Annotated in this window: 26 protein-coding genes and 1 pseudogene; 18 read left to right on the forward strand and 9 right to left on the reverse strand. The window is 51.3% G+C overall.

The window, feature by feature from the left end; all coding sequences use genetic code 11:
- Window positions 1–127 precede the first annotated feature (127 nt).
- On the reverse strand, window positions 128–463 hold the full coding sequence (locus ACVBEF_RS13865) for a hypothetical protein (RefSeq protein WP_447124533.1): 336 nt from the start codon (window positions 461–463) through the stop codon (window positions 128–130).
- A 411-nt stretch (window positions 464–874) separates the two neighbouring features.
- Between ACVBEF_RS13865 and ACVBEF_RS13870 the strand changes: the two genes are divergently transcribed.
- The 3 genes from ACVBEF_RS13870 (at window position 875) to ACVBEF_RS13880 (ending at window position 4,070) form a co-directional block, all read left to right on the forward strand.
- Window positions 875–2,257: a carbohydrate porin gene (locus tag ACVBEF_RS13870; RefSeq protein ID WP_447124534.1), complete on the forward strand. Its 1,383-nt coding sequence runs from the start codon at window positions 875–877 to the stop codon at window positions 2,255–2,257.
- Between the two features lie 232 nt (window positions 2,258–2,489).
- Window positions 2,490–3,113 carry a hypothetical protein gene (locus ACVBEF_RS13875; RefSeq protein ID WP_447124535.1) on the forward strand — a complete coding sequence of 208 codons (624 nt, stop codon included), beginning with the start codon at window positions 2,490–2,492 and terminating at the stop codon, window positions 3,111–3,113.
- 180 nt (window positions 3,114–3,293) lie between these two features.
- Window positions 3,294–4,070 (forward strand): hypothetical protein, encoded by a 777-nt coding sequence (locus ACVBEF_RS13880; protein ID WP_447124536.1) that lies wholly within the window; start codon window positions 3,294–3,296, stop codon window positions 4,068–4,070.
- Between the two features lie 127 nt (window positions 4,071–4,197).
- Here ACVBEF_RS13880 and ACVBEF_RS13885 read toward each other — a convergent pair whose 3' ends face one another.
- Window positions 4,198–4,968: a ParA family protein gene (locus tag ACVBEF_RS13885; protein WP_447124537.1), complete on the reverse strand. Its 771-nt coding sequence runs from the start codon at window positions 4,966–4,968 to the stop codon at window positions 4,198–4,200.
- Between the two features lie 238 nt (window positions 4,969–5,206).
- Here ACVBEF_RS13885 and ACVBEF_RS13890 point away from each other — a divergent pair, with 238 nt between their 5' ends.
- Window positions 5,207–5,680: a YciI family protein gene (locus tag ACVBEF_RS13890; RefSeq protein ID WP_447124538.1), complete on the forward strand. Its 474-nt coding sequence runs from the start codon at window positions 5,207–5,209 to the stop codon at window positions 5,678–5,680.
- Window positions 5,681–5,717: 37 nt separating this feature from the next.
- Complete coding sequence (locus tag ACVBEF_RS13895) at window positions 5,718–6,131, forward strand: VOC family protein (RefSeq protein ID WP_447124539.1); 414 nt, start codon at window positions 5,718–5,720, stop codon at window positions 6,129–6,131.
- On the opposite strand, the gene ACVBEF_RS13900 is transcribed toward ACVBEF_RS13895, so the two are convergent.
- Window positions 6,128–6,265 carry a hypothetical protein gene (locus ACVBEF_RS13900; protein WP_447124540.1) on the reverse strand — a complete coding sequence of 46 codons (138 nt, stop codon included), beginning with the start codon at window positions 6,263–6,265 and terminating at the stop codon, window positions 6,128–6,130. The two genes, ACVBEF_RS13895 and ACVBEF_RS13900, sit on opposite strands and share 4 nt — an antisense overlap.
- Between ACVBEF_RS13900 and ACVBEF_RS13905 the strand changes: the two genes are divergently transcribed.
- The 5 genes from ACVBEF_RS13905 (at window position 6,264) to ACVBEF_RS13925 (ending at window position 12,320) form a co-directional block, all read left to right on the forward strand.
- Window positions 6,264–7,577 (forward strand): DEAD/DEAH box helicase, encoded by a 1,314-nt coding sequence (locus tag ACVBEF_RS13905; protein WP_447124541.1) that lies wholly within the window; start codon window positions 6,264–6,266, stop codon window positions 7,575–7,577. The two genes, ACVBEF_RS13900 and ACVBEF_RS13905, sit on opposite strands and share 2 nt — an antisense overlap.
- Window positions 7,578–7,587: 10 nt before the next feature.
- The gene (locus ACVBEF_RS13910; RefSeq protein ID WP_447124542.1) at window positions 7,588–8,514 is read left to right on the forward strand and encodes a polysaccharide deacetylase family protein; all 927 of its coding nucleotides are present in this window, start codon (window positions 7,588–7,590) and stop codon (window positions 8,512–8,514) included.
- A gap of 219 nt (window positions 8,515–8,733) precedes the next feature.
- On the forward strand, window positions 8,734–10,395 hold the full coding sequence (gene ggt, locus ACVBEF_RS13915) for a gamma-glutamyltransferase (RefSeq protein ID WP_447124557.1): 1,662 nt from the start codon (window positions 8,734–8,736) through the stop codon (window positions 10,393–10,395).
- Window positions 10,396–10,549: 154 nt separating this feature from the next.
- Window positions 10,550–10,876: a barstar family protein gene (locus tag ACVBEF_RS13920; RefSeq protein ID WP_447124543.1), complete on the forward strand. Its 327-nt coding sequence runs from the start codon at window positions 10,550–10,552 to the stop codon at window positions 10,874–10,876.
- 274 nt (window positions 10,877–11,150) lie between these two features.
- Window positions 11,151–12,320, forward strand: coding sequence for an IS4 family transposase (locus ACVBEF_RS13925; RefSeq protein WP_447122416.1), 1,170 nt, complete (start codon window positions 11,151–11,153; stop codon window positions 12,318–12,320).
- Window positions 12,321–12,340: 20 nt separating this feature from the next.
- On the opposite strand, the gene ACVBEF_RS13930 is transcribed toward ACVBEF_RS13925, so the two are convergent.
- Window positions 12,341–13,594: a 6-phosphofructokinase gene (locus ACVBEF_RS13930; RefSeq protein WP_447124544.1), complete on the reverse strand. Its 1,254-nt coding sequence runs from the start codon at window positions 13,592–13,594 to the stop codon at window positions 12,341–12,343.
- Between the two features lie 144 nt (window positions 13,595–13,738).
- Between ACVBEF_RS13930 and ACVBEF_RS13935 the strand changes: the two genes are divergently transcribed.
- Together ACVBEF_RS13935 and ACVBEF_RS13940 are read left to right on the forward strand one after the other, a co-directional pair.
- Complete coding sequence (locus tag ACVBEF_RS13935) at window positions 13,739–13,984, forward strand: AbrB/MazE/SpoVT family DNA-binding domain-containing protein (protein WP_447124545.1); 246 nt, start codon at window positions 13,739–13,741, stop codon at window positions 13,982–13,984.
- The gene (locus tag ACVBEF_RS13940; RefSeq protein ID WP_447124546.1) at window positions 13,984–14,331 is read left to right on the forward strand and encodes a type II toxin-antitoxin system PemK/MazF family toxin; all 348 of its coding nucleotides are present in this window, start codon (window positions 13,984–13,986) and stop codon (window positions 14,329–14,331) included. Before ACVBEF_RS13935 ends, ACVBEF_RS13940 begins: the two co-directional genes overlap by 1 nt.
- Before the next feature lie 58 nt (window positions 14,332–14,389).
- Here ACVBEF_RS13940 and ACVBEF_RS13945 read toward each other — a convergent pair whose 3' ends face one another.
- Both ACVBEF_RS13945 and ACVBEF_RS13950 read right to left on the reverse strand, forming a co-directional pair.
- Window positions 14,390–15,577: a glycerophosphodiester phosphodiesterase family protein gene (locus ACVBEF_RS13945; RefSeq protein ID WP_447124547.1), complete on the reverse strand. Its 1,188-nt coding sequence runs from the start codon at window positions 15,575–15,577 to the stop codon at window positions 14,390–14,392.
- A gap of 151 nt (window positions 15,578–15,728) precedes the next feature.
- A complete protein-coding gene (locus ACVBEF_RS13950) occupies window positions 15,729–16,553 on the reverse strand; it encodes a cupin domain-containing protein (RefSeq protein WP_447124548.1) in 825 nt (274 codons plus the stop codon).
- Between the two features lie 198 nt (window positions 16,554–16,751).
- Between ACVBEF_RS13950 and ACVBEF_RS13955 the strand changes: the two genes are divergently transcribed.
- The 3 genes from ACVBEF_RS13955 to ACVBEF_RS13965 all read left to right on the forward strand — a co-directional run bounded on the left by ACVBEF_RS13955 (window position 16,752) and on the right by ACVBEF_RS13965 (window position 18,996).
- Complete coding sequence (locus ACVBEF_RS13955) at window positions 16,752–17,153, forward strand: DUF4148 domain-containing protein (protein WP_447124549.1); 402 nt, start codon at window positions 16,752–16,754, stop codon at window positions 17,151–17,153.
- A gap of 180 nt (window positions 17,154–17,333) precedes the next feature.
- Window positions 17,334–18,695 carry a glutathione-disulfide reductase gene (gene gorA, locus ACVBEF_RS13960; protein WP_447124550.1) on the forward strand — a complete coding sequence of 454 codons (1,362 nt, stop codon included), beginning with the start codon at window positions 17,334–17,336 and terminating at the stop codon, window positions 18,693–18,695.
- Between the two features lie 37 nt (window positions 18,696–18,732).
- Window positions 18,733–18,996: a HigA family addiction module antitoxin gene (locus ACVBEF_RS13965; RefSeq protein WP_447124551.1), complete on the forward strand. Its 264-nt coding sequence runs from the start codon at window positions 18,733–18,735 to the stop codon at window positions 18,994–18,996.
- A gap of 69 nt (window positions 18,997–19,065) precedes the next feature.
- On the opposite strand, the gene ACVBEF_RS13970 is transcribed toward ACVBEF_RS13965, so the two are convergent.
- Both ACVBEF_RS13970 and ACVBEF_RS13975 read right to left on the reverse strand, forming a co-directional pair.
- Entirely contained in the window at window positions 19,066–19,584 is a 519-nt protein-coding gene (locus ACVBEF_RS13970) for a hypothetical protein (RefSeq protein ID WP_447124552.1), read from the reverse strand.
- Window positions 19,585–19,838: 254 nt separating this feature from the next.
- Window positions 19,839–20,921, reverse strand: coding sequence for a calcium:proton antiporter (locus ACVBEF_RS13975; protein WP_447124553.1), 1,083 nt, complete (start codon window positions 20,919–20,921; stop codon window positions 19,839–19,841).
- Between the two features lie 387 nt (window positions 20,922–21,308).
- On the opposite strand from ACVBEF_RS13975, the gene ACVBEF_RS13980 reads away from it, so the two are divergent.
- On the forward strand, window positions 21,309–22,556 hold the full coding sequence (locus ACVBEF_RS13980) for an aminotransferase class I/II-fold pyridoxal phosphate-dependent enzyme (RefSeq protein WP_447124554.1): 1,248 nt from the start codon (window positions 21,309–21,311) through the stop codon (window positions 22,554–22,556).
- Window positions 22,557–22,612: 56 nt separating this feature from the next.
- Complete coding sequence (locus tag ACVBEF_RS13985; RefSeq protein ID WP_447124555.1) at window positions 22,613–24,070, forward strand: DHA2 family efflux MFS transporter permease subunit; 1,458 nt, start codon at window positions 22,613–22,615, stop codon at window positions 24,068–24,070.
- Here ACVBEF_RS13985 and ACVBEF_RS13990 read toward each other — a convergent pair.
- On the reverse strand, window positions 24,032–25,648 hold the full coding sequence (locus tag ACVBEF_RS13990; RefSeq protein ID WP_447124556.1) for an EAL domain-containing protein: 1,617 nt from the start codon (window positions 25,646–25,648) through the stop codon (window positions 24,032–24,034). The two genes, ACVBEF_RS13985 and ACVBEF_RS13990, sit on opposite strands and share 39 nt — an antisense overlap.
- Before the next feature lie 247 nt (window positions 25,649–25,895).
- On the opposite strand from ACVBEF_RS13990, the pseudogene ACVBEF_RS13995 reads away from it, so the two are divergent.
- Window positions 25,896–26,171 (forward strand): annotated as a pseudogene (locus ACVBEF_RS13995) (hypothetical protein); the annotation flags it as partial.
- Window positions 26,172–26,217 lie beyond the last annotated feature (46 nt).

Below are 26,217 nucleotides of genomic sequence, written 5' to 3' on the forward strand. Positions count from 1 at the left end.
CTCCGACTCAGTAGTTCTATGCCGAGTACCACGGACAAGCACGAATCGATCTTTTCGAAGAAAAAACGATACCGCTGAAAATGAAAAAGACAGGACTAGCCTGTCTTTTTTGTGTGCAACAACCCGCTTACTTAGGTGTGGCTACTGCGGCATCTGCCTTGGCGACAGTGCTCACTTTTGCATCCGCTTTTGCGGCTACCGAATCTACCTTAGCGGTCGATTTAGCTTTCACCACTTTATGGTGAACCTTTGCTTTCGTTACCTTGTCGTCTGATTTTGCATCGGCTACTTTTGCGTCGGTTTTTGTATCAGCTTTAACCGCAACTTTCTTTTCTTTCACATCGGCTTTAGCCGCTACCGCTGCTGAAACGGCTGGGGTGGTCGGTGCAGCAGGGGCTGCGGCTTGTGCAAAAACAGAAGTAGCGAACAGGCCAGCGATCAGAGTAACGAGTAATTTGTTCATTTTGATATCCTAAAAGTTGAAGTTGTCTTAAACCGGTTGTTTTAAATCCATCAAGTGTTTCTTGAGGTCTTGCGCTATAAACGACTGCAGAAAGCATCGCGTTGACGGCTTTTACAACCCGTTACAACTCGATCAATAGTTGCGTACGGGGATGTGATCGGTATTTAAGGCGCCTGGCAACAGATTTATTTTCAGGCATAAAATTTGCCGTTTTGAATCTCCATTCACGCATAAAATAGATTGAACATTATGCCTATGTAGTATCGAAACAACGCCCCCTCAACAGCCCCGCTGTTATCCTTGACTAAAAAAATGGCGGCCAATAAACTCGCGCTGAATTCAGGGAGCGGCGCTTTTGTGAGTGCTTATTGTGATGGCGTTTTGCCAGATAGTTGAGATAGCGGAGCAACTTTGTTTAGTCGCGAAATAAATAGCCCAATACGTAGCAACAAAAGTATCCTCGCTGGCTTCTTGCTGGCGCAACTGATGGGTATATCTCTGCTGGCTAATGCGCAAACAACCGATGCATCCACCGCTGCCGATGCTCAGAAGGTCATTCCCTTCGAAACCTGGAACGCCACATTTCAGACAACCTATATCTGGCAACGAAAACCCGCATTTGATGCGCCCTATAACGGCGTCAACAGTCTTTCATCCGAGAAAGAAAAATCCTATTCCCTGAGTGCTACAGCCTACTTTGGTCTGCGCCTGAAAACCGGTACGGAGCTTTATTTCAATCCAGAAATGATACAAGGGGTCCCGCTATCAGGGCTCCATGGTCTGGGCGGCATGACCAATAGCGAGCAGCAAAAAAGTGGCGGAGCGAGCCCGACATTTTATCGAGCTCGCTTATTTTTAAGACAGACATTCGACTTCGGCGGCGCCACAGATGTAGTCGAGTCCGGGCCAAATCAACTGTCTGGCATAGTCGATAAACGGCGGCTGGTGCTCACTCTTGGTAACGTCAACGTGACCGATATTTTCGACAATAATGCCTATGCCCACGATGCCCGCACGCAGTTTGTGAATTGGTCCTTTTTAACCTACGGCGCATACGATTACGCGGGCGATGACAGGGGATACACGTGGGGTGGTGCGGCGGAATACTACTACGATGAATGGGCGCTGCGCTACGGCCGGTTTATGGTCCCGATTGTGTCCAACGGCCAGCCATTAGAAACCCGACTAGCCCAATTTTATAGTGATCAGATCGAAATCGAACGTGCCTACACCCTGGGCGATCAGTCAGGCAAAGTACGGTTTCTGGTATTTCGAAACAAAGAAAATATGGGCAGTTTCAACGACGCGATTGCCGCTGCAAATGGTGGCGTGCCCTCTGTCGCCAATGTGCGCAAAGATAGTGTCAAGGTTGGCTATGGACTGAGTCTGGAACACGCTGTGCAGCCGGACCTCGGCTTGTTTGCCCGAGCTAGCTGGAATGATGGCAAGACCGAAACCTATTCCTTCACCGAAATCGAGCGCTCTGTCACCGCTGGCATATTGGTCAAGGGCGGTCAGTGGGGACGCTCCCGCGATACCGTCGGTCTGGCGTTGGCACAAAATGGCTTGAGCAAAGCGCATCAGGACTATTTATCGTTAGGTGGTTCAGGCGCATTTCTCGGCGACGGTCGACTCAATTACCAGCCAGAAAAAATTCTGGAAATGTATTACAACATCCATCTCATCAAAAACACTTATTTGATGTTCGATTATCAGCGCATTGCCAACCCCGGCTATAACGCGGACCGAGGACCGGTCAACATCGGGACCGTGCGTCTGCACGCTGAATTCTGAAATAAAACCCCATTCAACAATAGGCCCCGATCTGCGGCGGCCTGATCACGCCTTCACTTTCGCAGCAAAGATGCATTGAGCATTTTCTGAAATTAATTCCTGATGCGTTCATCTAGTGTTCGCCGTCTTTAAAAATCACTACCGACAAAGACCAGCCGACAGTATGGACATCGCCAGAGCGATTTTACGTGCCGTCGTATTTAACATCGCATGATTAGTGCAAGGAATCGTTATGCATCAAGAAATTTCATCTCCCCCGCTCAGTGCGGCAGCATGGGTTAGTTCAACTTTATCGCTCGTCGCCACCACTAGCATCAACTCTGTTGCGGGGTGTTTCTACTGTGCGTACAACACAGATAATGAGCCAATGAGATCGGCACCGGGCGTCTCTATGTGGGGTCCGGTCCTCAATCTGGCGCATCTCCCTAATGGTCATATCGGGGATCTTATTAAGACTGCCGACAGTTACCCAAAGATGAAAGGTGACAATATCGTTACATCGCCGGTTGTGCTTGAGCCCGGTGACAGCGATAGCGAGACAGATTACTCAGTCAATTATGACCACGGCGTAATAGAGAGAGACATCGGAAAACCGCGTGATTTTATAAGCAAAGCAACCTATGACAGTCCTGCCGATGAAGGTCTTACAGTGGCCATAATCAAGCGTCCAACCTACATTCGCATGGAATCAATTCATGCCAATAGTGTCGATAGAAAAATCAGGAAAGACCTGGAGGCAGGTGAAGTTGCACGTGAAGCAGTTTACGCAAGTACAACCGTTGCTGCTCCGGCAAAGAGTGTGACCCGGCAACCCCAACACTATCTCACGGAGCCGCTCATTCTGGATTCTAACTAAGCCTCAGTATCAGGGCCTCGCCGCAATGAAACAATACGCGCCCCTCGGGTACCAATCGTAGCGCTTTGTGGGCTCATATATATGAGCATTCCTTGGAATCGCTGCCTCCCCAGCTCACATACACTGCGCCGTTTCGGTCCGATTTTACATGTCTTTTTTTTACACTATTAAGGAGCACCAATGAGCATCAGCACATCCATCATCGCTGCCGTAAGAGACACCGTCATCCTGTATTCCAGGATCAATACTGCAATACATTCTTTTCTGGGATTGTCAAAGGTCACCAACAGTACAGAAACTATGCAAGCCGGTCCAACTTCAACCATAGATACGCTTCCAAAAGAACGCGGAATATTACTGAATTGCAAAAGTGCCCACAGTGCTCCCCAACCGAAGTCAGACACGTTTGCGCCGTTACCTTCGCCTGCTGAACTTAACCCAAGACAGCCTGGAGAAAAAGATAACCACCCTGTCCTGTCCATGCGCAACAAAATCACTCCGAAAATCCTTTATTCCTTAAAGCAATTCGCGGCTAGTCCGCTAGCTAAAGATGGCTCCAAAGAAAGGGCTGAAGAAAAGCACTTGATGGCCCTCGATGAGGTAATGTGCTGGGCTAACCAAAACAATCCAAAAACCGCCGTATTGGATTTCAGAAACCTTCATCTGGACAATCTGCCTCTGGTTCCTGATTCGGTCCGGCGCATCGATCTTTCTAATAACGAACTCACAAGCCGCAGTGGAGGAGTATTCGCACACCCACCCGCACATTTAAAAGAAATTAACCTTTGCGGCAACGAACATATCACCGAATTTCCAGATTCCTGGCAGAAACTCAGTGGCTGCACCGTCCATATAGATCGGGCTCAACTCAACCGTCTATCTGATAAAGGGCTTTTCACAATGGCGAATGCAGAGTTAAATCCCGCGGGACCTCTTAAATTTGTTATTCATGACTGAGTAATTTCATTCATTGACTACTTGCTCTATAGAAAAAGGCCACCTCAACCTGAGATGGCCTTTTTATTTTTAAAATGTCCCTTCACAACGTCGGCAGAACCAACGCACAGTCGCCCTCCCACCGCTCTCAAGCCAATTGCAACTCTTGGTACAACGCCATAAATTCATGACTTAACTTATGGCGCGGATCCAAATGGATCATCGGCAAACCCTGCTCGTGCGATTCGCGGATTCTGATTGAGCTGGAAAGTTTGCTATCGAGTACCGGCAGTCCTTCGGCCAGCAATGCATTCACCAGCCGTAACGGCAGGCTCGCACGCGGCTGAAACTGGTTGACGACGATACCCTCAACGGCCAGCGCCGGATTGTGGTCGGCCTTGATCTCGGCGACATTTTCGAGCAGCGTGTAAAGCGCCTGGCGGGAGAAATCATCGCAGTCGAACGGAATGAGGCAGCAATCGGCGGCGATCAGTGCGGACTGGGTGAAGAAGTTGTAAGCCGGAGGAGTATCGATGATGATTTCGTCGAATTCTTTACTTAGCTCGGCCAAGGTATCGCGCAATTTGTAAATCTTGTGGCGCGACTCCAGCTTGGACTGCAAATCGCCGATTTCCGGGTGGGATGGGATCAGCGACAGGTTCTCAAAGCGCGTGGCGTGCACATAGGTGTTGGCGGGCTTGGGATAAATGACGAAGGCCAGGGTCTGCTCAAAATAGTCAGCCAGGGTCGGTGTGACTTCCTTGGCCGCCTCACCCATCAGATAGCGGCTGGAATTGCACTGCGGATCGATATCAATTAACAGTGTTTTTTTGCCTTGATGTGCGGCAATGGCGGCGAGGTTGACGGCGATAGTCGATTTACCGACACCGCCTTTTTGGTTGAAGATGACACGCTTCATGTTGCATCCCGAGGGTGATTATTTGTATGGTTATTGAAGAAATATGGCGCAATGGTGCAGTGCAAAATACCATTGAGTGTCGCATAGTTTATGGCTGATTTTGTTGTTTCAGAAACAATCACCAGAAAGAATCTCGATAGCGCTCTGGCCCTTCTCAAAAAATGGTCTATTCTAAAATATTCCCTCCCCCGTTGCCCCTCGCGCACATTCCTGCAACCCACTAAACAGGAGAACGATGATGCGATTCATGGTGATAGTCAAAGCCGACAGAAACTCGGAAGCGGGCGTCCTGCCCGACGAGGAACTGTTCATCAAAATGGGTAAATTCAATGAAGAGCTGGCAAAGGCCGGCATGTTACTGGCCGCAGAGGGCCTGCATGCCAGCTCAAAAGGCGCACGCATTGCGCTAGAGAAAGATGCTAAGCCGGATGCCAAGCCAAATGTCATCGATGGCCCGTTTACCGGCACCGAAGCACGGGGCTTGATCTCCGGCTTCTGGATGATTGCGGCAAAGTCCAAAGAAGAAGCCATCGCATGGTTTAGCCGCTGCCCGGCTGAAGTTGGCGAGATCGAAATTCGCCAGGTATGTGAAGCCGTCGATTTCGATACCGTAATCAAAACAGAAGAAAGTGCGGCGGCAATGGAAGCTGAACATGCTTTGAGGAAACCACCGGTATCAACATCAACCGCCAACATGCATTCACCGCATTGATCACATCAATCGCATTCAATCGACCGAGGAGCACACCATGCACATCAACCCTTATCTCAGTTTCAACGGCCAATGTGAAGCCGCGTTCACCTTTTACGCAGGATGTCTGGGCGGAGAAAACGTCGCCATGATGACCTACGCAGGCTCGCCCATGGAGGCGCAAACGCCGCCCGAATGGCGCAACAAAATCATGCACGCACGGCTGATCGTGGATAACAACATCTTGATGGGTTCGGACAGTGCGCCGGATTGTTATGCAGCCCCCAAAGGTATGTCCGTCGCCCTCGGCATTGAAGATCCGGCAGAGGCTGACCGGATTTTTGCCGCATTGGCAGAAAACGGCACGATACAGATGCCCATCGCAGAGACGTTCTGGGCGCATCGTTTTGGGATGCTGACCGATCAGTTTGGTACGCCGTGGATGATTAACTGTGAGAAGGCGATGCCTTAAGGGCGAGGCTGCACGGACCGATGGGCAATAGCGATAGTCAAAGCAGGCATTTCAAGCGACAATCGCGCATCTTGCGGCAAGTTACGCCCATGTTTTTGATTTTTCCATCGCTCCACATCTAAGGCCCCCGTCATGCCATTTTCCTCACTGGGGCTGCTTCCCTCCCTGCTCCACGCTATTGGCGAAAAAGGGTACACCGCGCCCACGGCGATTCAGAGCGCGGCCATTCCGGCGATATTGCGCGGGGCAGATGTCCTCGGCTCGGCCCACACCGGCTCCGGCAAGACGGCAGCGTTTTGTTTGCCTATGCTGCAATTGTTGCAAGACGCGCACAGCGCACCCCTGCCGCGAGGCACAGATCGCCCGCACCGCCCGACCAGAGCGCTGATTCTGGTGCCTACGCGTGAGTTGGCCGTGCAAGTCGGTGAGGCCATTCTGGTGACTTTGCGCAGCATGGCGCAGTACCGTGCCACCCCGGCTGCATCACTAAAGCTGGTGACTTTGTTTGGCGGCGTATCGATCAATCCGCAAATGATGGCCTTGCGCGGCGGGGCCGATATCGTGGTGGCAACAACCGGACGCTTGCTGGACTTAATCGACCATAACGCGCTGACCATTCACCAAGTATCCATGCTGGTGCTCGATGAAGCTGATCGCTTGCTGGACCTCGGCTTTGCCGATGAGCTTGGACGGATTGTGGCGCTGCTGCCCAAGCAACGCCAAAACGTGTTTTTCTCAGCGACTTTTCCGCCCGAGGTGACGCTACTTGCGGACCAGATATTGCGCGATCCGACCCGTATCACGATTGAATCAGTGCCGATGACCGAACCGGCGATCCTGCAACGCGCGATTGCGGTGGACCCACAGCGCCGCACCCAATTGCTAGTGCATCTGTTAAAAGAAAATAGCTGGCCCCGGGTGCTGGCGTTCGTCGCCACCAAATACGCCGCCGATTATGTGACGGAGAAATTGCATCGGTCCGGCATCAAGGCGGCGGCGTTTCACGGCGAGTTTAGTCAGGGCGCACGCAATCGCGTTTTGGCGGAGTTCAAAGCTGGCGAGTTGCAAGTATTGGTGGCGACCGACGTGGCCGCCCGTGGCATCGATATTCCACAATTGCCTGTGGTGCTCAATTATGACTTGCCAAGGTCGGCGGTCGATTACACGCACCGGATCGGGCGCACCGGGCGTGCTGGCGAGACCGGGATCGCCATTAGCTTCGTGAGCGCGGATACTGAGGCGCATTTTCGCCTGATCGAACATCGCCACAATTTGCACTGCCCGCGTGAACAGATCAACGGCTTTGAGCCGGTGGAGACCGTCACCGACACCATTGCAACGCCGGACAGCAACGGCGGCATTAAGGGGCGGCGCAAGAGCAAGAAAGACAAACTGCGCGAGGCGGCGGCTGCAAGCGATACGACTATCGGAGAACAAGTGGATTAACGCGGAGCGCATGGCTATGCAACTCGCTTCGGTAAGCAACTGCGTCAAACAGATCATCTCTGGCGCATTCCTGATCATTGCGGCCATCGCGCTCACAGGTTGCGCCATTCACCCCGTGCCGATGTCAGCACTGACGGCGGCTGCCCTCACATCGCAGCCGCCGATCAGGTTTTTGCTGACCTTTGACGATGGTCCCGCCAGACCAAGAACCGACAATCCGACGCTCTCCATTCTCAAGACGCTGGCCGACAATCCCATCCAGCCCGGCATCAAAGCCCTGTTCTTTGTCCAAACCCGCTCGGCTGGCGCAGGCGAGACTGAATTTGGCCGCAACATTTTGCGGCGCGAAGTGACAGAAGGCCATTTGCTCGGTTTTCATAGCGCCACGCCGCGCCATAGCAACCATCGCTTCCTCAGCCCTTCGACATTTGAACAATCGCTTAACGACGGCATCGGCGACATTCTCGCCATTCAGGGCAGCGCGCCCAAGCTGGTGCGTCCGCCCTTCTGGAACTACGACCTGCGCACTTTTACCGCCTATCAACAGCACGGCATGCATATTTTGCTCACCGATCTGAGCGCCAATGACGGCAAGATTTATGGTTACCACGCCAGCTTGACGCGCCGCTCCAACATGCTGCATTTGTTGACGGATGTACGGCAACGGATTGCGGCTGGCGCATTGCCCAGCGTCGATGGCAGTATTCCGATAGTCGTCACGTTTCATGACATCAATGACTACACTGCCAGTCACATGGCCGAATATCTGCAAATCTTGCTCGATTGCGCGCAAGCAGTTGGTCTGCCCACTGCGGCCAAGCCGTTTTATGAAGACAAAGCATCGGTTGAGCGTGCCGCTCTGGCGCGCTCCGTGACTGACGGTGCGAAAAGCGCACCATTGCCCGGCATTTGGAATTTCTTGTGGGGCCAGTCGTAGACGTAACTCGCTCATCGTTGTACAAGAACAACGCCAAACCACATACAAAGACGCCCTGGCTAGCTACAATGGCAAAGCTTTACTAGCCTGACAACAACTAGGAGAAATTGAATGCGTCTTAACAATTGGCTTAAACCGCTAGTAGCAACAGTCTTCGCACTAGCCTTCATCGGCAATATTCAAGCTGTAGGCGTGCCTGCAGTCGAGGCAAAAAATGGCATGGTCGTTACATCCCAGCATTTGGCCTCGCAAGTCGGCGTCGATATTCTGAAAATGGGCGGTAACGCTATCGATGCAGCAGTCGCCGTTGGCTATGCCCAGGCGGTTGTCAATCCATGCTGCGGCAACATCGGCGGCGGCGGTTTCATGACCATCCATCTGGCCGATGGCACTAACACGTTTATCAATTTCCGTGAAAAAGCCCCGGCCGCTGCCAGCGCCAATATGTATCTGGACGCCGATGGCAAAGTCATCGGCGACGCCAGTTTGTACGGCTATCTGGCCGTCGGCGTACCGGGCACGGTGTTGGGTCTCGATACTGCGCAACGCAAATACGGCAAGCTGACCCGCGCCCAAGTCATGCAACCGGCAATCAAGCTCGCGCGCGACGGCTTTATCCTTAATCGCGGCGACACCGACATTCTCGATACGACCATCAAATATTTCAAAAAAGACCCGGAAGCGAGCCGCATTTTCTTGCGCCCCGATGGCTCACCATTGCAACCGGGTGACCGCCTGACGCAAAAAGACCTGGCCAAAACGTTGGAAGCGATTGCACGCCGTGGCCCAGACGCTTTCTATAAAGGTGCCATTCCTGAGGCAGTCGAACGTGCCTCCAAAAATGGCAAGGGCATCATTACCGCCGCCGATTTCGCCGATTACAACATCACCGAAACCGCACCGGTTACCTGCGACTATCGCGGCTACGTCTTCGTCTCAGCACCGCCGCCAAGCTCGGGCGGGGCCACGATGTGCCAGATTCTTAACACCATCGAAGGCTATGACATGAAGGCGCTGGGCTTTCACTCCGCCGCCTCGATCCATGTGATGGTCGAAGCAATGCGCCACGCGTACATGGACCGCAATACGTTCTTGGGCGATCCTGAGTTTGTGAAAAATCCGTTGGAACGTTTGCTGAGCAAGCCTTACGCAGCCTCGATCCGCGAGAAAATCAGCGCCGAGAAAGCGACACCGTCTGAGCAAGTCCAACCCGGTATGTTCCCGCATGAAAAACCGGAAACCACGCATTACTCCATTGTCGATAAAGACGGTAATGCGGTATCGACGACCTACACCATCAATGGCCGCTTCGGTGCGGTCGTCATTGCGCCGGGCACGGGCTTTTTCCTCAACGATGAGATGGATGATTTCACCGTCAAAATCGGCGTGAAAAATATGTACGGTCTGGTACAAGGCGCAACCAACTCTATCGCACCGGGCAAACGGCCGTTGTCATCCATGTCGCCGACTTTGGTGACCAAAGATGGCAAGACTTTCATGGTGCTGGGCTCACCGGGCGGATCGCGCATTATTACCATTACGCTGGAGACCGCCATTAATGTGATCGACCACGGCATGGGCCCGCAAGAAGCCGTCGATGCGCCACGTATCCATCATCAATGGCTGCCTGACGAGGTGTATTACGAAACCCGTGGCATCTCACCGGACACATTGAAAATCCTGCGCGACAACGGCTACAAAATGACCGAGCAAACCCCTTGGGGCGCAGCTGAGTTAATTATGATCGGCTTGCCGGGTGCGGCTGGCGTGTCGCCGCCTAGTTCGGGTAACGATGCTGGTGTATCGGGTAAGGTTTTGCCGGGCTTTTATTACGGCGCTAACGATGGCCGTCGGCCTGCTGGTTCGGCTATCGGGTATTGATTTATAGTCCGATCAATACATAGCTTTGACTGAGTGTAGAAAAGGAAGCGCGTGCGCTTCCTTTTTTTATATCTGAATATATCTATTACTTGCGTAAAATCGGCCCTGTACAGGCCCCACGCCACATTGGCACCTTCATAGCGAGAATGACACCATGCCTACAGTCCACTTAGACGGCAGCACCCTGACCGATTGGGATGCGTTTCATACTGCATCGCAAGAAATATTCGGTTTCCCTGATTTTTATGGCCGCAACATGTCCGCCTGGATCGATTGTCTGAGCTATTTGCGGGACGACGAGGGGATGAGTAAATTTCGTTTAAAGCCGGATGAAACGCTGATCATTGTGGTAAAAAATAGCGCGCAACTACGTGAGCACGCGCCGGACATCATCGAAGAGCTGGAGTTTTGTGTCAGCGCAATCAACGAACGGTATGACGATTATGGTGAAAAACCGGCGTTGATCTTGCAATTGCTATAGAACCCGTTCGGACTGAGTAGGCACAAAGTGCCGTATCGAAGAATCGCTAACGCATGCAACTACTTCGATACGCCCTGACGGGCTACTCAGTACGAGCGGGATTTTTGATATTAAATGTCAACATTCCCTCAGTAGTGTCCGGTTAAATCCGCTTTGAATCATGCGAGAACCAATACTGGCATGGGCTAGCGGCTGATTTTATTTGGTGCCGATTTGAAACTTGATTTCTCATTTTTGTATCATTTTCCGAGGTCGTTACTTTGGAGGATGAGCTATGAATATCGGCAAGACGCTATTTGCACAGATCATGGAATTTATACCTTGGACGAGTTTTGCGCGCATCGTAGAACGTTATTCTGGCAACTCTGGTGTACGTCGCATGACTTGCGCAGAGCAATTTCGGGTGATGGCCTTTGCGCAACTGACTTGGCGCGAAAGTCTGCGCGACATAGAGGTGACGTTGGGTGCGAACGCTTCCAAACTTTATGCGATGGGGCTGCGTCATGCGGTGCATCGCTCTACATTGGCCGATGCCAACGAGTCGCGCGATTGGCGTATGTGGGCCGATCTGGCCGCCTTGCTTATTCGCCGTGCTCGCAAGCTCTATCGCGACTGCGATGTGGGATTGGATTTGACCAATACGGTTTATGCGCTGGACTCGACAACAATCGATTTGTGTTTGAGCTTGTTCAATTGGGCACCATTTCGCTCCGCCAAGGCTGCCGTCAAGATGCACACGCTGCTCGATTTGCGTGGCGCTATTCCTGCCTTCATCCATATCAGCGACGGCAAGATGGCCGACTCCCACGTACTCAGCTTCATACCTCTCGAAGCCGGTGCTTTCTATGTGATGGATCGTGGTTATATCGATTTCGCCAGAATGTACAGACTGCATCAAGCTGGCGCATTTTTTGTCACCAGGGCCAAATCGAATTTGGATGCCAGGCGCGTCTACTCTGCACGCACAGACAGAGCATCCGGTGTGATTTGCGATCAGACCATCGCTTTCAACGGGCATTACGCATCCAAGGATTATCCAGAGCATGTGCGTCGTATTCGTTTCAAGGATCCGGAGTCCGGCAAGACACTCATATTCCTGACTAACAACACGACTCTCCCACCGCTGACGATTGCAGCTCTTTACAAGAGTCGCTGGCAAGTCGAATTGTTCTTTAAATGGATTAAGCAGCATCTGCGTATCAAAAAATTTCTCGGTATCAGCGAGAACGCCGTGAAGACACAAATCTGGTGCGCCGTCTCCACTTACGTACTTATTGCCATCGTCAAGAAGGAGCTTCAACTCAATGCCTCTTTATATACATTGCTACAGATTCTTTCTGTCTCAGTTTTCGAAAAAACACAGCTCTCATGCGCCTTGCAGCGAGATTCATCGCAAATCGAAACACCGATTGACGCTAACCAATTGAATTTATTCGACTTTTAACCGGACAGTACTGACATTCCCTAGACTTTAAAAGCCGCTAACTTTTTTGCCACGGCAACATTTTTCAGCGTGACGTATTGCGGCAAACCGTTCGCGTATGGGGGATAGTCCTCGCCCTGAATCAGCGGCAACAAATAACGCTTACATTTCTCGGTAATACCAAAGCCGTCGCGGCTAATGAAATCCTTGGGCATAAATTTCTCAACGTTGGCCACATCCTTCAGATCGGCCACACCGATCCGGTATTTATAAGGCACGTCGGACAAGCGCTCGATGGTAGGCATCACGGCGTTACGACCTTTGAGCGCAAGCTGGACTGCGGCCTGGCCTAATTGATAAGCCTGCTTAACATCAGTTTTAGAGGCAATATGCCGCGCTGAGCGTTGCAGGTAATCGGCCACGGCCCAGTGAAATTTATAACCCAGCGCGTCTTTAATCAGATTTGCCACCACCGGCGCAGCACCGCCCAACTGCGCGTGGCCGAACGCATCGGTCGTCCCTTGCTCGGCTAAAAATCTGCCGTCCGGATAATGACAACCTTCTGAGACGACGACGGTGCAATAGCCGAATTTCTTCACATTGGCATTGACCCGAGCAAGGAATTTTTTCTCATCGAAGACAACTTCGGGAAACAAAATCACCACTGGAATATCCTGATCCACCAGCAAGCCACCAGCCGCTGCGATCCAACCGGCATGCCTGCCCATGACTTCAAGCACAAAAATTTTGGTGGAAGTTTTAGCCATCGATTTGACATCGAACGAGGCTTCTAACGTGGACACGGCCACATATTTGGCGACCGAACCAAAACCGGGGCAGCAATCGGTGATCGGGAGATCATTGTCGATGGTTTTGGGAACGTGAATCGCCTGCAAGGGATAGCCCAGCGACTCAGACAACTGTGAGATCTTGAAACAGGTATCGGCAGAATCGCCGCCGCCGTTGTAGAAAAAGTAGCCTATGTTGTGCGCCTTGAAGACGGCGATCAAGCGTTCGTATTCACGCTTGTTGGCTTCCAGACTTTTGAGTTTGTAGCGACAGGAGCCAAACGCTCCGGCGGGGGTATAGCGCAGGGCGGCGATATCGGCGATGGATTCTTTAGTGGTGTCGATCAGGTCTTCGGTGAGCGCGCCGATGATGCCGTTGCGGCCTGCGTAGACTTTGCCGATGACGTCTTTGTGTTTGCGTGCAGTTTCGATCAGTCCGCAGGCAGAGGCGTTGATGACGGCGGTAACGCCACCGGATTGCGCATAAAAGGCGTTCTTTTTGGCCATGATGATCGTCTCCAGGTTGTCGAAAAATTCATTAGCAATCAGTTTAGCAGGCTGTTCGTTCAAACCCGAACGCTAGTTTACATCCTGCTTGAATGTCACCATAAATCCTACTAATATAGGACTAATGTTTGAATTGGAGAGAATATGCTACAAACTTTAAGACGCGCTGGCGGGTCATTAGTCATGACGGTTCCGAAAGCGTTTATTGAACAGAACCACTTGCAAGATGGTTCGCAAGTTGAATTGTTGCTTGAGGGGCAAAAGATGACAATCAATGCGCCTGGCAAGAAACGTTACAAGCTCGATGACTTGTTAGCTGAAATGCCCGGTAAATTTCCTCTGGCCGAGGGCTGGGATGAAATGAAGGCGGTTGGTAAGGAAGCGTTTTGATGGCTTACGTCCCACATCGCGGCGATATTATTCATTTAGATTTCGATCCGGCGTCAGGTAATGAAATGAAGGGGCCGCACTTTGGCCTTGTTGTCAGTGCCAAGGTATTCAATGCAAGAGGTTTAGCGATGGTTTGCCCTATTTCTCAGGGTACAGCCGCTGCCGCAAGAACGCATGGGACCGTGGTGACATTAACGGGGCTGGGCCTTGACACACAAGGCGCGATCCATTGCCATCAGTTGAAGTCTCTTAACTGGAAAATCCGTAAGGCGAAGTTTAAAGAGAAGGTGCCGCAGGAGATTGTTGATGATGTTGCGGCACGAATTGAAGCAATTATTGTTGAATAGTGCAAATCTGGACCTGAAGACGGCATCAAACCATAAAGCGATGCCGCCCGAGTCATCATCACTTCAGCGCATTTACCTTCATCCACTCCGTCAAAGCCACCCGCCCTGTCGTCGAAAAATCAGTAAAAACCCCATCCGTGCCTAGATCAAAATACGCCTTGTATTCCGCTTTCGGGTCGCCCTGATAGGTTTTAGTCAGGCGCGCGCCTTCATCGCGAAACGTGTACGGGTGCACGAACAAACCCGCTTTATGCGCATCGGCCACCAAGGTCGTCGGGGCCATATTCGACGCCTGATCCAACGACTTCACCGCGTTGCCGGACGCGTCTACGCCTTGGGCTGGCAAGATATACAACTTCCACGGACCGATCCCGTCGGCGTAGGTTTTGATTTCTGCCAGACCGGCTGGGGTGACCATCGCGGCAAACGTCCGTGGGTCATTGGCTTGCAGCCATGAAAACGGCTTGGCGGTGTCTGGCGAATCGTAGGTCATCTCCCCGGTTTTAAAATTGCTGCCGCTGCCATCGATTAACTGCACGACTTTGGTTTTGAGGCCCATTTTGCGCATAAGTTTGAGACTTTCCGGTTCAAAGGACTGCACAAAAACCGGCGAGTCGGGCGTGTTCCAGCCTTCTTTGATCAGCATTTCCAGTAACTTGGCTTCCAGTGGCAGGCCTAGCTGACGTTGATAAATCGGATTTTTGGTTTCTGGATACACATAGATCGTGCGCTTGGGATCGGCGGCCATTGTTTGCCTGGCGAGATCGATGATTTCCTGAAATGTAGCCATCGGATAGAGGCCGTCGTATTGCTTGCTGCGCACATCAATAGGCTGCTTCACGCGCAGGGTTTTGAGTTCTGCGGCGGTGAAGTCGCTGATATACCAATCTGGCCCGGTTGCCACGCCATCGACCATGCGCGATTTTTTGCGTGCCGCAAATTCAGGATGGCTGGCAACGTCGGTGGTGTCGCTGAGCAATACGTTATGACAGGCGAATAGCACGCCGTCACTGGAAGAATGCAAATCGAGTTCAAGGGCATCGGTTCCGGCGGCGATGGCGGCTTGATAACCGGCGATGACTTCTTCGGGATACAAACCCGGCAGGCCGCGATGCCCGATGATGAGCGGTGGATTGCCGTCGAGCGTGTTGAAACGTGCTGGCATATTGTGGCTATTACTGGCGCATCCTGCGATCAAAAGGGTAGCGGCGATGAGTGTGGCGGTGACGGTGATTGGTCGTTTCATAAGTCCTCTGGTGTGCATTGATCGGAAAGTCATCCGGGCTAACTGGATATTTAAATGACGGTTAACTGTAAACCGAAAAATAAATAACGCAGTAAACACGGATTTCATGACTACTTAATGACGACTTAGTGACCACTCAATGACCACATATTCAGACCATTGATTGCGCCAACCACTCACTCGGCGACGTCCCTATGCGCTGACTAAATACCCGGGTAAAAGCAGTCGGACTCAGATAACCAACTGCCGGGGCCACCAGTTTCAAGGACTGGCCATTTTTGAGTAGCACTTGGGCGACGCCGACGCGCCAGTCGGTCAGGTAATCGAGTGGCGTCATCCCGACCGTTTCCCGAAAATGCACCGCAAAACGGGCGCGAGACATGCCCGCCGACTCTGCCAATTGCGCCAGCGACCAGCTCTGCTCGGGGCGCTCGTGCATCTCTGTGATGGCCTTTGCCAGCCGCGCGTCTCCCAGCCCGGCCAGAATCCCGCCCACCACCAGTTTGGCGTTCATCGCATGCCGCAAGAGCAGAATCATGAAATATTCAGTGAGCCGGTCCACTGCCGCCTGGCGACCACAATTGTTGGAAAAAGCCTCTGCAAACAGCAGCGCCAGCATCGCCTTTAAGCCCGGTGCCGACGCCAATGGGACCACCATGACTTCGGGCAAGGCTTTGATCACCGGATTTTCAGGGCCGCCGCCGAACATGATATTGGCGCATACCATTTCGGCCTTATCGGTTTCACTGGCTTGCAAGCTATGTACGCCGGGCCGAGGGAAAAACAAGACCGAAGGCTCTTCTATAGTGATGGGATCAAAGTCGGGCCGTAACACTGTCAGGCGACCGCTATTAATTAAATGAATATGGCCGCTGCCATCTAACAGGGACGCGTCGGCAGTGCCGCACAGCGCACCGGAATGAAACACCCGTGCAGAGGGGGCAAAGCGTGTAAACAACGGTGACAATCTATCCATTTTTTCCTCGGGGTTGGCTCGGCTTAGCTCATTTCAGGTTACATCTTGATACACAGATTGATACTAACTGCATTATTTTGAAGACTATTGATAGCAAATAGTATCACTTTCAGTGGCATGATTCTACTCATGCACTCCGCAGTCATAGACCCCGACATTCATGCCGCTCTCTATTTACCTTTCCACTGAAAGAACAAAATGAATATCCAAAAATTGATGATTTCTACCGCCCTTGTTGTTGCTGCTACCGCTACTGCCGGTGCCGCTATCGCTGATACACGTTATCCGGTTGATGCACCTTTCGTCTCCACTAAAACCCGCGCTGAAGTTATTGCTGAATTACCACAAGCTGGTAATCAGGCCCGTCTGACTTACGCCCGCACAACCTATCCGGCTGAGCAAACGATGGTCTCAACTAAAACGCGGGCTGAAGTAGTTGCCCAGTTGTCACCGACCGTTGATGAAGGACGTGAGAACTACATCAAAACGCTCTATCCGACTAACGCCGCCGCCGTCGCCGCAAAACGTGCCCAAGTACGTTCGGAAGTGGCGCTAGCCGATACGCGTCAGAAATTTAGTAGCATCAATACTGGTAACTAAGTTATTCAATTAGTTAATTAAGTCAGTCCATCCGTTAGCCATCAAAAAGATGGCCTTCAATACTGCAGCATAAACAGAACGAGGTAGTTGCGCTTAGCGTCACTACTTCGTTCTGTTTTGCGTTGGATCAGGCCTTTCAAACAAGCTAAGATAACTTTTCGATAGCTAAGGAGAAACACTATGTCTTTTGATCTTGATTTGTTCGTCATTGGCGCAGGCTCCGGCGGAGTGCGCGCGGCACGCTTTGCGGCTGGCTTCGGTGCACGCGTGGCGGTGGCCGAAAGCCGGTATTTGGGTGGTACCTGCGTCAATGTCGGTTGCGTACCGAAAAAATTGCTGGTGTATGGCGCGCACTTTAGCGAAGACTTTGCGCAGGCTGGTGGTTTTGGCTGGACTACCGAACAGCCACAGTTTGACTGGGCGACACTGATTGCCAATAAAGACCGTGAAATTCATCGCCTCAATGCGGTCTACCGCGCGTTGTTGCTCAACAGTGGCGTGACGCTGCACGAAGGCCATGCTCGCCTGCTAGATGCCCATACAGTTGAGATCAATGGACAGCGCTTGCGTGCCGCCACTATCCTGATTGCGACGGGCGGCTGGCCCCAGGTGCCTGATATTCCCGGCAAGGAACTGGCGATCACCTCCAACGAAGCATTTTTTCTCAAGCAATTGCCGCGCCGTGTGTTGGTGGTCGGCGGCGGTTACATCGCGGTCGAATTCGCCTCGATCTTTCACGGACTCGGGGCCGAGACCACGCTGGCGTATCGGGGCGACCTGATCCTGCGCGACTTTGACCGAAGCGTGCGTCAGCATTTGCATGAAGAACTCCTCAAAAAAGGCCTGACGCTGACCTACCAAGCCGACATCGCTCGCATCGATAAACTCAGCGACGGAGGCCTTGCTGCCACCCTGAAAGATGGGCGCGTGTTGGAGACCGATTGCGTTTTTTATGCCACTGGTCGGCGTCCGATGCTCGACAATCTGGGGTTAGAAAACACCGCCGTTGAACTCGATCAAAAAGGCTTTATCAAGGTCGATGACGACTATTGCACAACAGAGCCATCGATACTGGCAATCGGCGATGTCATTGGCCGGGTGCAACTGACACCGGTAGCGCTCGCTGAAGGCATGGCGGTGGCACGACGGTTATTTCGCCCGAAAGAATATCGCCCGGTGGACTACAAAATGATTCCCACGGCGGTCTTCAGCCTGCCCAATATCGGCACGGTCGGCCTCACTGAGCAAGAGGCGCGCAGTGCCGGGTATAACGTGAGCATTTTCGAAAGCCGGTTCCGGCCTATGAAGCTCAGCTTGGGTGAGTCTGACGAAAAAACCCTGATGAAATTGATCGTAGACGCCAACACCGACAAAGTACTGGGCTGCCATATGGTCGGGCCGGAGGCGGGCGAAATCATTCAGGGCATTGCCGTGGCGCTCAAAGCGGGCGCGACCAAACGGGTGTTTGACGACACGATCGGGATTCATCCGACGGCGGCGGAGGAGTTTGTGAGTTTGCGTACGCCATTGACTGATAGATAATTGGCGCATCAAATTTGAATTCAATCAGGAGGATTTAATGAGAGATAAGCATCGTCGTCCGACCCATCCCGGCGCTGTATTGCGGGAAGATGTGCTGCCAGCGCTGGCAATGACAGAAGCCGAGTTTGCTCAGTTGCTTGGGGTGAGTCGTTTAAGCGCATCGGAACTCTTGCACGAGCAGCGGGCGTTGTCGCCGGAAATGGCCGTTCGCGTGGCCGCACTGTCGGGCACAACACCAGAAAGCTGGCTGCGCATGCAGGAAGCTGTAGATCGTTGGGTTATTCCACAACAACCGGCGTAAATACACTCTGCACATAACAAAAAGGCCCTTCCGGGCCTTTTTGTTATGTTCTTTGTTGCTTAGTTATCTTCAACTGCAACGCAGTTTGATCACCTCATCAAACGCTTCTTCTGCCGACTTTCCTAACTTCATCAGCGCGGTGATTTCACCCGAATAGTCACCGATATTCGGCGGCAACAAATCACGATGAATTTTAAAATAATCATACTTTTGGGCATCGATGACGTCTTGCACTTTGACCGTCGCCGCGCGTGTCCCGACCGTACGGGTACGGGTTGCGGCAATTTTGGCGCGTACACCAACGCCGGCGATGGCGCTATTAATCTGGGCTAAGGTGTAGACCATGCTGCCGTTGCTGCCTTCGAACTCGTCCGTGACCGGATGGAGCAAATGATGGGTGCTATTGAACGCCATCTTTTTTTCGGAGCTGTTGATGACCTGATAAAACGGTCGCTGTCCGCCGGAAGTGAGGGCGAACTGGACGCGATCGCCATAAGCCAGCATTTGTTCTACAACATCATTGAGGTATGCAACTGACAACGTGTTAATCGTGCCATCCCAGCGCTTGCTTCTTGTAGTCGTCTTCAAAATACAATATTTCCAATAATGATGGCGATGATGGCAATCTGGTGCAGGAGAATTTGCATCGGACAGGCCATCCGTGCCGGGTGAAAGTCAGGCCGGTAAATCAAATTGATAAATCAGATCAGGCCGTATTATCCCTCGCCACGATTTATTCCGAACAGGCTACGTCAAAATAAATTCTGGTGTTGCGCATAACTATTGCCTATGGACATGAAATGGTGCGTTGCATGTTTCCCTCTGGTGTGGAGAGAGATCACTTAAGGAACAATTGTTGTAAAGAGATAAACGGCAAAAATGACTAAATGAATCGTGCCCTGCATCACGGTTGTCCGGCCAGTGCCAAGCGAGAACGTGGCCACAATAAAAGACAGCAGCAGCAAAACAGTCGATTTGATGTCTAGCCCGAGGGACAACGTCCAGCCGGTCGTCAACGAGACGATCGCCACCGCAGGAATAGTCAATCCGATACTCGCTAACGCCGAACCAAGCGCCAGATTAAGGCTGGTCTGAAGCCGATTGGCACGCGCCGCACGCACAGCGGCCAATCCTTCAGGCAAGAGAACTACGGCGGCGATAATAATGCCGACCAGAGTTTTCGGTGCGCCAGCGCTGGCGACAACCGCTTCTAATGTCGGGGCCAGCGACTTCGCCAGCAGAACCACCGCTCCCAGACACACCAGTAACAGAGCGCCGCTGGTCCACGCGACTTTGACAGAGGGCGCGCAAGCATGAACTTCTTCATCATTGGTCGACTCGTCAGGCAAAAAATAGTCGCGATGCCGAACCGTCTGGACCAGTACAAATGTGCCGTAAAGAACTAACGAAATAACGGCAATAAATGCCAGTTGGCTGGAATTATAGTAAGGGCCGACTGTGCTTGAAGTGTAGTTTGGCAACACCAGCGTAAGAACCGAAATAGCCGCCAAAGTCGCCAGCGATGCACTCACGCCCAGCAATCCAAAGGTCTGCTCTTTATGCCGGGTAGCGCCTGCCAGCAGACAAATACCAACGATGCCGTTGAGAATAATCATGATGGCGGCAAACACGGTATCGCGTGCCAGCCCCATCGTTTCCTCGCCTCCGGCGAGCATCAGCGAGACGATCAGCGCCACTTCAATCAGGGTCACGGCCAGCGCCAACACCAGTGTTCCGTAGGGTTCGCCGACACGATGGGCCACGACTTCTGCGTGGTACACCGCCGACAACACACCACCCAACAGACCGGCGACGAGTATGAGTGAGTAAACAGCGCCGAGATCAAACTGCGTACCGGCAAGTAATAACCAACCAGCAATTGGCGCTGCGATGGTCCATTTGGGGAGGGGGGGAAATGTTTTCATGCCCCGATTGGACACGACTGAGGCACTTTTAGCAAGCAAGCGCTGACCTTTTGAGATACCTGTGTGGTCTGTGGAGTCGAACGATTCGTCACCCCGAAAACATACGTAGTGATCCCTTAATGGCAGAGGCTGTACATCTGACTTAGGAGTTTTACTTAAATTACACCGCGCCACGTTATTTTTTAAATCCTTGGGGCGTAGAGTGGTTTTCCCAATAACGGCTAGCCAGTCTTCCGCTTGAAGACTAAACACTGATGAGACCTCATACGTCTTCATTAAGGAAATTTTTGGCACAGCCTGGTGATTGGCGATCTGGGTCGTTTAAGGCGCAGATTTTCCAAAAATTAACGCTTGTTTTAATCCTCACTCACTTAAGGAAGCTTATTCATGAATCATGATTTCGAATCTAACTCTGTAGTCGGGAAAAATATATTCCGCAATAACACCAAGATGATCGCCGCTTCTGAGATCGGCTATAGCATCGCGCAGAACCAAAACATGATCGGCATTCGTGTAATTGCCCGTGCTGGGCAAAACAAGTTATACGACATTGCCACTGGAAAAGAATTCGTCAATTTGTGTTCATGCTCTTATCTTGGATTAAATAGCCATCCAGACGTATTGCAAGGGGGTATTGATGCTTTACAAAGTCAGGGTATTACCGGGCTTTCGATGGCAGAGTATCGAATCCGGTTAAGTGTGATGGAAGAGTTAGAGCAACAATTAAGGGATCTTTTTAATGGCCCGATATTGCCTGCCGTTTCATGCAGCGCGTTAACGGCGGGAATATTACCTCTGCTCGCCTCAGGCCATTTAACCGATGGCCAGCCCATGGTGATGGTGTTTGATAAGTTTGCACACTTTTCAATGGCATTCATTAAACCGATTATTGCTGATGAAACACTGGTGCTGAGCTGCCCCCACAATGACATGACGTACTTGGAAGACATTTGTAAAAAGTATCCGCGAGTGGCCTATATCTGCGATGGCGTATATTCGGTGGGCGGCGTTGCTGATCTTTCTGCGCTGTTGTCTCTTCAGGAGCGTTATGGTTTATTTCTTTATTTTGATGATTCCCATTCTCTTTCTGCCGATGGAAAAAGTGGGGAAGGCCATATTCGGTCACGACTTAAAGAATTGAATGAAAGAACAATGATCGTCGCCTCTATTGCTAAAGCATTTGGCAGTACGGGTGGAATTGCCATGCTGGGATCAGAAAAGCATTTCGACTTTTTATATCGCGCGGGACCTTTAGGATGGTCACAAAGTTTGCGCACAGCAGCAATCGGGACCACTTTGGGCAGTATAAAAGTACATAAAAGTGAAGAACTCAATCAATTGCAACAACAACTCAAACAAAACATTGCCCTATTTGATGCGCAGATTAATACCGCTCAACGCAGCAATGGGCTAAATATTAAAGTTGTTGAAGTTGGCGATCAGGAAAAAGCCGTGCATTTATCTAAAGCCCTGTATGACAAGGGCTTCTACTGCTCACCGGTATTCTTTCCCATCGTGAGCAAAGGTAAAGCAGGTGTTCGGCTTATGCTGCGAGGTGATCTGCCATCGGAAATAGTGCAGTCTTTTGTTGATCAACTTAAAGAAATTCTGTCAGAGATGGATATACCGCATTAACAACGTAACAACCTTTCTCTCTGAATAGTTCACAGACTCAATTAATGGCGATGATGATGATCGATCACAAAAAAACAGCCACAGCATGGCTCAGTTTTATCGGCAGCATCATTGCCGTTTTAATGAGCGTCATGGATATTCAGATTACCAATGCGGCCATTGGGACGATCCAAAGCGCGATGCATTTCCCTTTGGAGAAAGGCTCTTGGTTGTCTTCAGCTTATTTGATGGCGGAAATTGTGACCTTGCCTCTTTCTGGCTTGTTGCTTAAAGCGCTGGGGATAAAACGTTACGCGTTGGTGTTTTGCATGATGTTTATGGGAAGTTCCATCCTCTGCGCCCAAGCCTGGAGCTTTTCAAGTCTGATTGTCTTTCGCATTCTTCAAGGAGCCGCAGGCGGTGCCTTGATGGCGCTGGCCTACAACATCATCATCATCAAACTACCGACATCGGCGCATGCAAAGGCAAATACCCTATTTGGTGCAACCGTAGCATTGGCACCAACAATAGGTCCCATGATTGCTGGCGTGATGACGGAGTCTTTCGGGTGGCAGTCGCTGTTCTACATTAATCTGCCAATCGGCATCCTGGCATTGGGGCTGATGATGGCTGGATTGCGCGAAGATGTTGTCCGCGCTCATGAAAAAATACAGATAGATTTCCTTGGGTTAATCACGATTGTGATCGGTCTGGGCTGCCTGCAATTCGTGCTGGAAGAGGGTCACAGCTATGGCTGGTTTGCGTCAGCCTTCATTTCCACTCTTTTTATAACGGCCCTGTGTGCGCTGACACTATTTGTCATGAATGCACTACGGGTTCAGGCCCCCTTGGTCAATCTTTTTCTTTTAAAAAATCACCAATTATCGATTAGTTGCATGGCGAATCTGCTGACCGGTGCGGCGTTATTCGGCTGTTATTTTTTAGTTCCTTATTTTCTGATCACCCTTAAATCGTATTCTCCCGTTGAAATTAGTTATATTATTTTTTTTGGCGGTTTGGCCCAATTGGCGGCCCTGATGTGCATGCCAATGATATTAAAAAAGATCAATATTTATGGATTAATCGCCATTGGCAGTGTGCTTTTCGCGTTAAGTTCGATTACATGGAGCTATATCGCCATCGACTTTCATTACGAATGGGTCATCATTGCGCAAATCTTGCGCGGCTTGGGTGGGACGTTAATGTTGACCCCGCTCGGGATACTGGCAACGACGTCTATACAAAAGATCGACGCCGCTTCTGCGTCGATTTTGTTTAATGTGTCACGCACGCTAGGCGGGGCTTTGGGAGTGGCGGTTCTGACGACGCTGGTAAAGCATCAACAAACCCATTACTACACGACGTTGACAGGCACTGTTGAGCGCGCTTCGGCTACAGTCGATTTTCTGAAGCATCAAAGTTATCAATTAGCATTTCGGGATACCTTCCAATTGCTGTGTTTATTCCTGCTGCTATCTGCATGCGCATTCGGCATATTACGCGTCAATGAGCACTTCAACTGGCGCCGCAAATAGCGTGCTCTTTTCGGTATTTCCGTTATAAAAGTCCAAAAACTCTTTTGCCGGCATCGCCTTTGCGAATAACCATCCCTGCCCATATTGCACTTCCCGTGCTACAAGATAATCTGCTTGCACCTGCGTTTCTATCCCTTCGGCGACGATATTGAGATGCAAGGTTTTTGCCATATCAATAATATGTGTCATCACGCTGCTGGTGGCGGAATCGCTGCCTATGGTATCGATAAACGATTTATCGATTTTTAGTACATCCAGCGGAAACCCCTGAAGATAGGCCAGGCTGGAATAGCCGGTTCCAAAATCATCGATCACTACGACATAGCCCAAGTCGCGTGCATGACTGATCATATCCAGGGCTGACTTAATATCCATAAAGCTGCGCTCAGTGACTTCGAGCCAGATTTGTTGCGGCAAGATGCCGCTATCCCTTAGCGCACCGTCGAGAACATCCAAAATACGCCCGGTCGCCATATCTTGCGCACTCACATTAATGGCGATATGCAAATCGGGATTCGATCTCAGCATGTTGTGCATATCGCATACCACCGCTGCAACAACTTGATCCGTGATGGGTAAAATCAGCGCGTTCTCTTCGGCTAGCGGGATAAACAAATCTGGACCGATCATGCTGCCGTCCGACTGCGGCCAACGCACCAGCGCTTCTGCACCCACGCACATACCGGTGCTAAGGGCTATGATCGGCTGATAATGGACAACAAATTCACGCCGCTCCACGCCAATTTTCAACTCACCTAACGGCGACAACCTTCTACGTGCAATCCAAACAACAATACCGACGATCAAGGCCGCCACCAATAATCCGATTGGCAAAAAAATCATGCGTTCGCGTTGTAATTGGCCCGCTACATTACTGTAGGGTTCGATGACGACGGCGACTAAGCCTGCCTGACGCGAAAGTCCAAAAAGATGACCTCCCGTATGAGCTTGATTCTGTGCTTGACTCCCCTTCGTATCCGGTATGGTCAGTATGGCCTCAACTAGCTTCTGATCCGGATCATGCAAAGTGCCCAGTAACTTCCCGTTCGAGGTTGCCACTGCCAGTTGAACATCCGGATCAAGAATCAGGTCGGTAAACTGGCCTGAGTCAATCAACGCTACATGCGATTTGTAATACAGTGCGGCCATACTTTTGCCGTCGCTGATTTTTGGCGTCACGCCCAAGCTCACCGCAATCCCGTCTTCGGTCATAAAGTCGATGGGAACTTCCGGGGACGGTATGTTCGCCATGCCACCAGCGGTACACTTCAGGACCCCATTGTCGACATAGCCAATATCGGCAATGCTACGGGTAGCGATCGTCAGCTTGCGCATTTGCAGGATATGCTCTTCTGAACATGGCGTCACATGCAGATGTTCAAACTGATGCAACGCGGCACTTGCCCCACTAAAAGTAAGTCGAGTGCGTTCGAGCCCGCGTTGGGAAAGAAACTGAAGATGTTCTTCCTCGGCATTGATGGCACGCGTAGAGGAAAGATGAAACGCCAGCGCAATAGATCCAATTGCCCCCATTAGTGCTATTAGCGTTGCGATAATAATGACGCGTGTGCGTTGCAATTTTTCTTCCCTTTTGGCTTCGCTACGTTTTACGAGCGTATTTGAGTATGACATACTGACAAGTTTACTGTATTGACACATATACAACAAATGTTAATCATCCAGGACCTCTGCAATATTGTTGCTGGCGAGGCGTGCCGACGAAGGCTCTAGCCGTCTGAGACTTGCGTTTAACCCGGATGTTCACATGTGGGCACAGAGAATTTCGACTAAGATACACACCCCCTTCACCGCGAGCGCTTGCACAATGACTGAATTGCCGATCCCATCTGCGGATATACCCGATGACCTCGATCAAAACGATACCGGCGTCAACACCACTACGCAAGAGCCCCGACTCTGGCGCGATGTCGGCTGGACTGCGCGGGTCATCAAAAATGTCGACGATGAGGGTTGGGCGGTGGAAATGATCAAGGACGGCGAGCCTGAACCGGCATTGGTGGGTCCGTGGACCATGGGGCGTGACAAAAAGAATCCTAAACCGCTCGATACCAACGCGTTTAACACGCTGGTCAAAACATCGATTCGTGCTCGATGAACCGGGCGCTTAGAGAAGCTATCACCGACTG

The sequence above is a fragment of the Glaciimonas sp. GG7 genome (genome assembly GCF_052976905.1).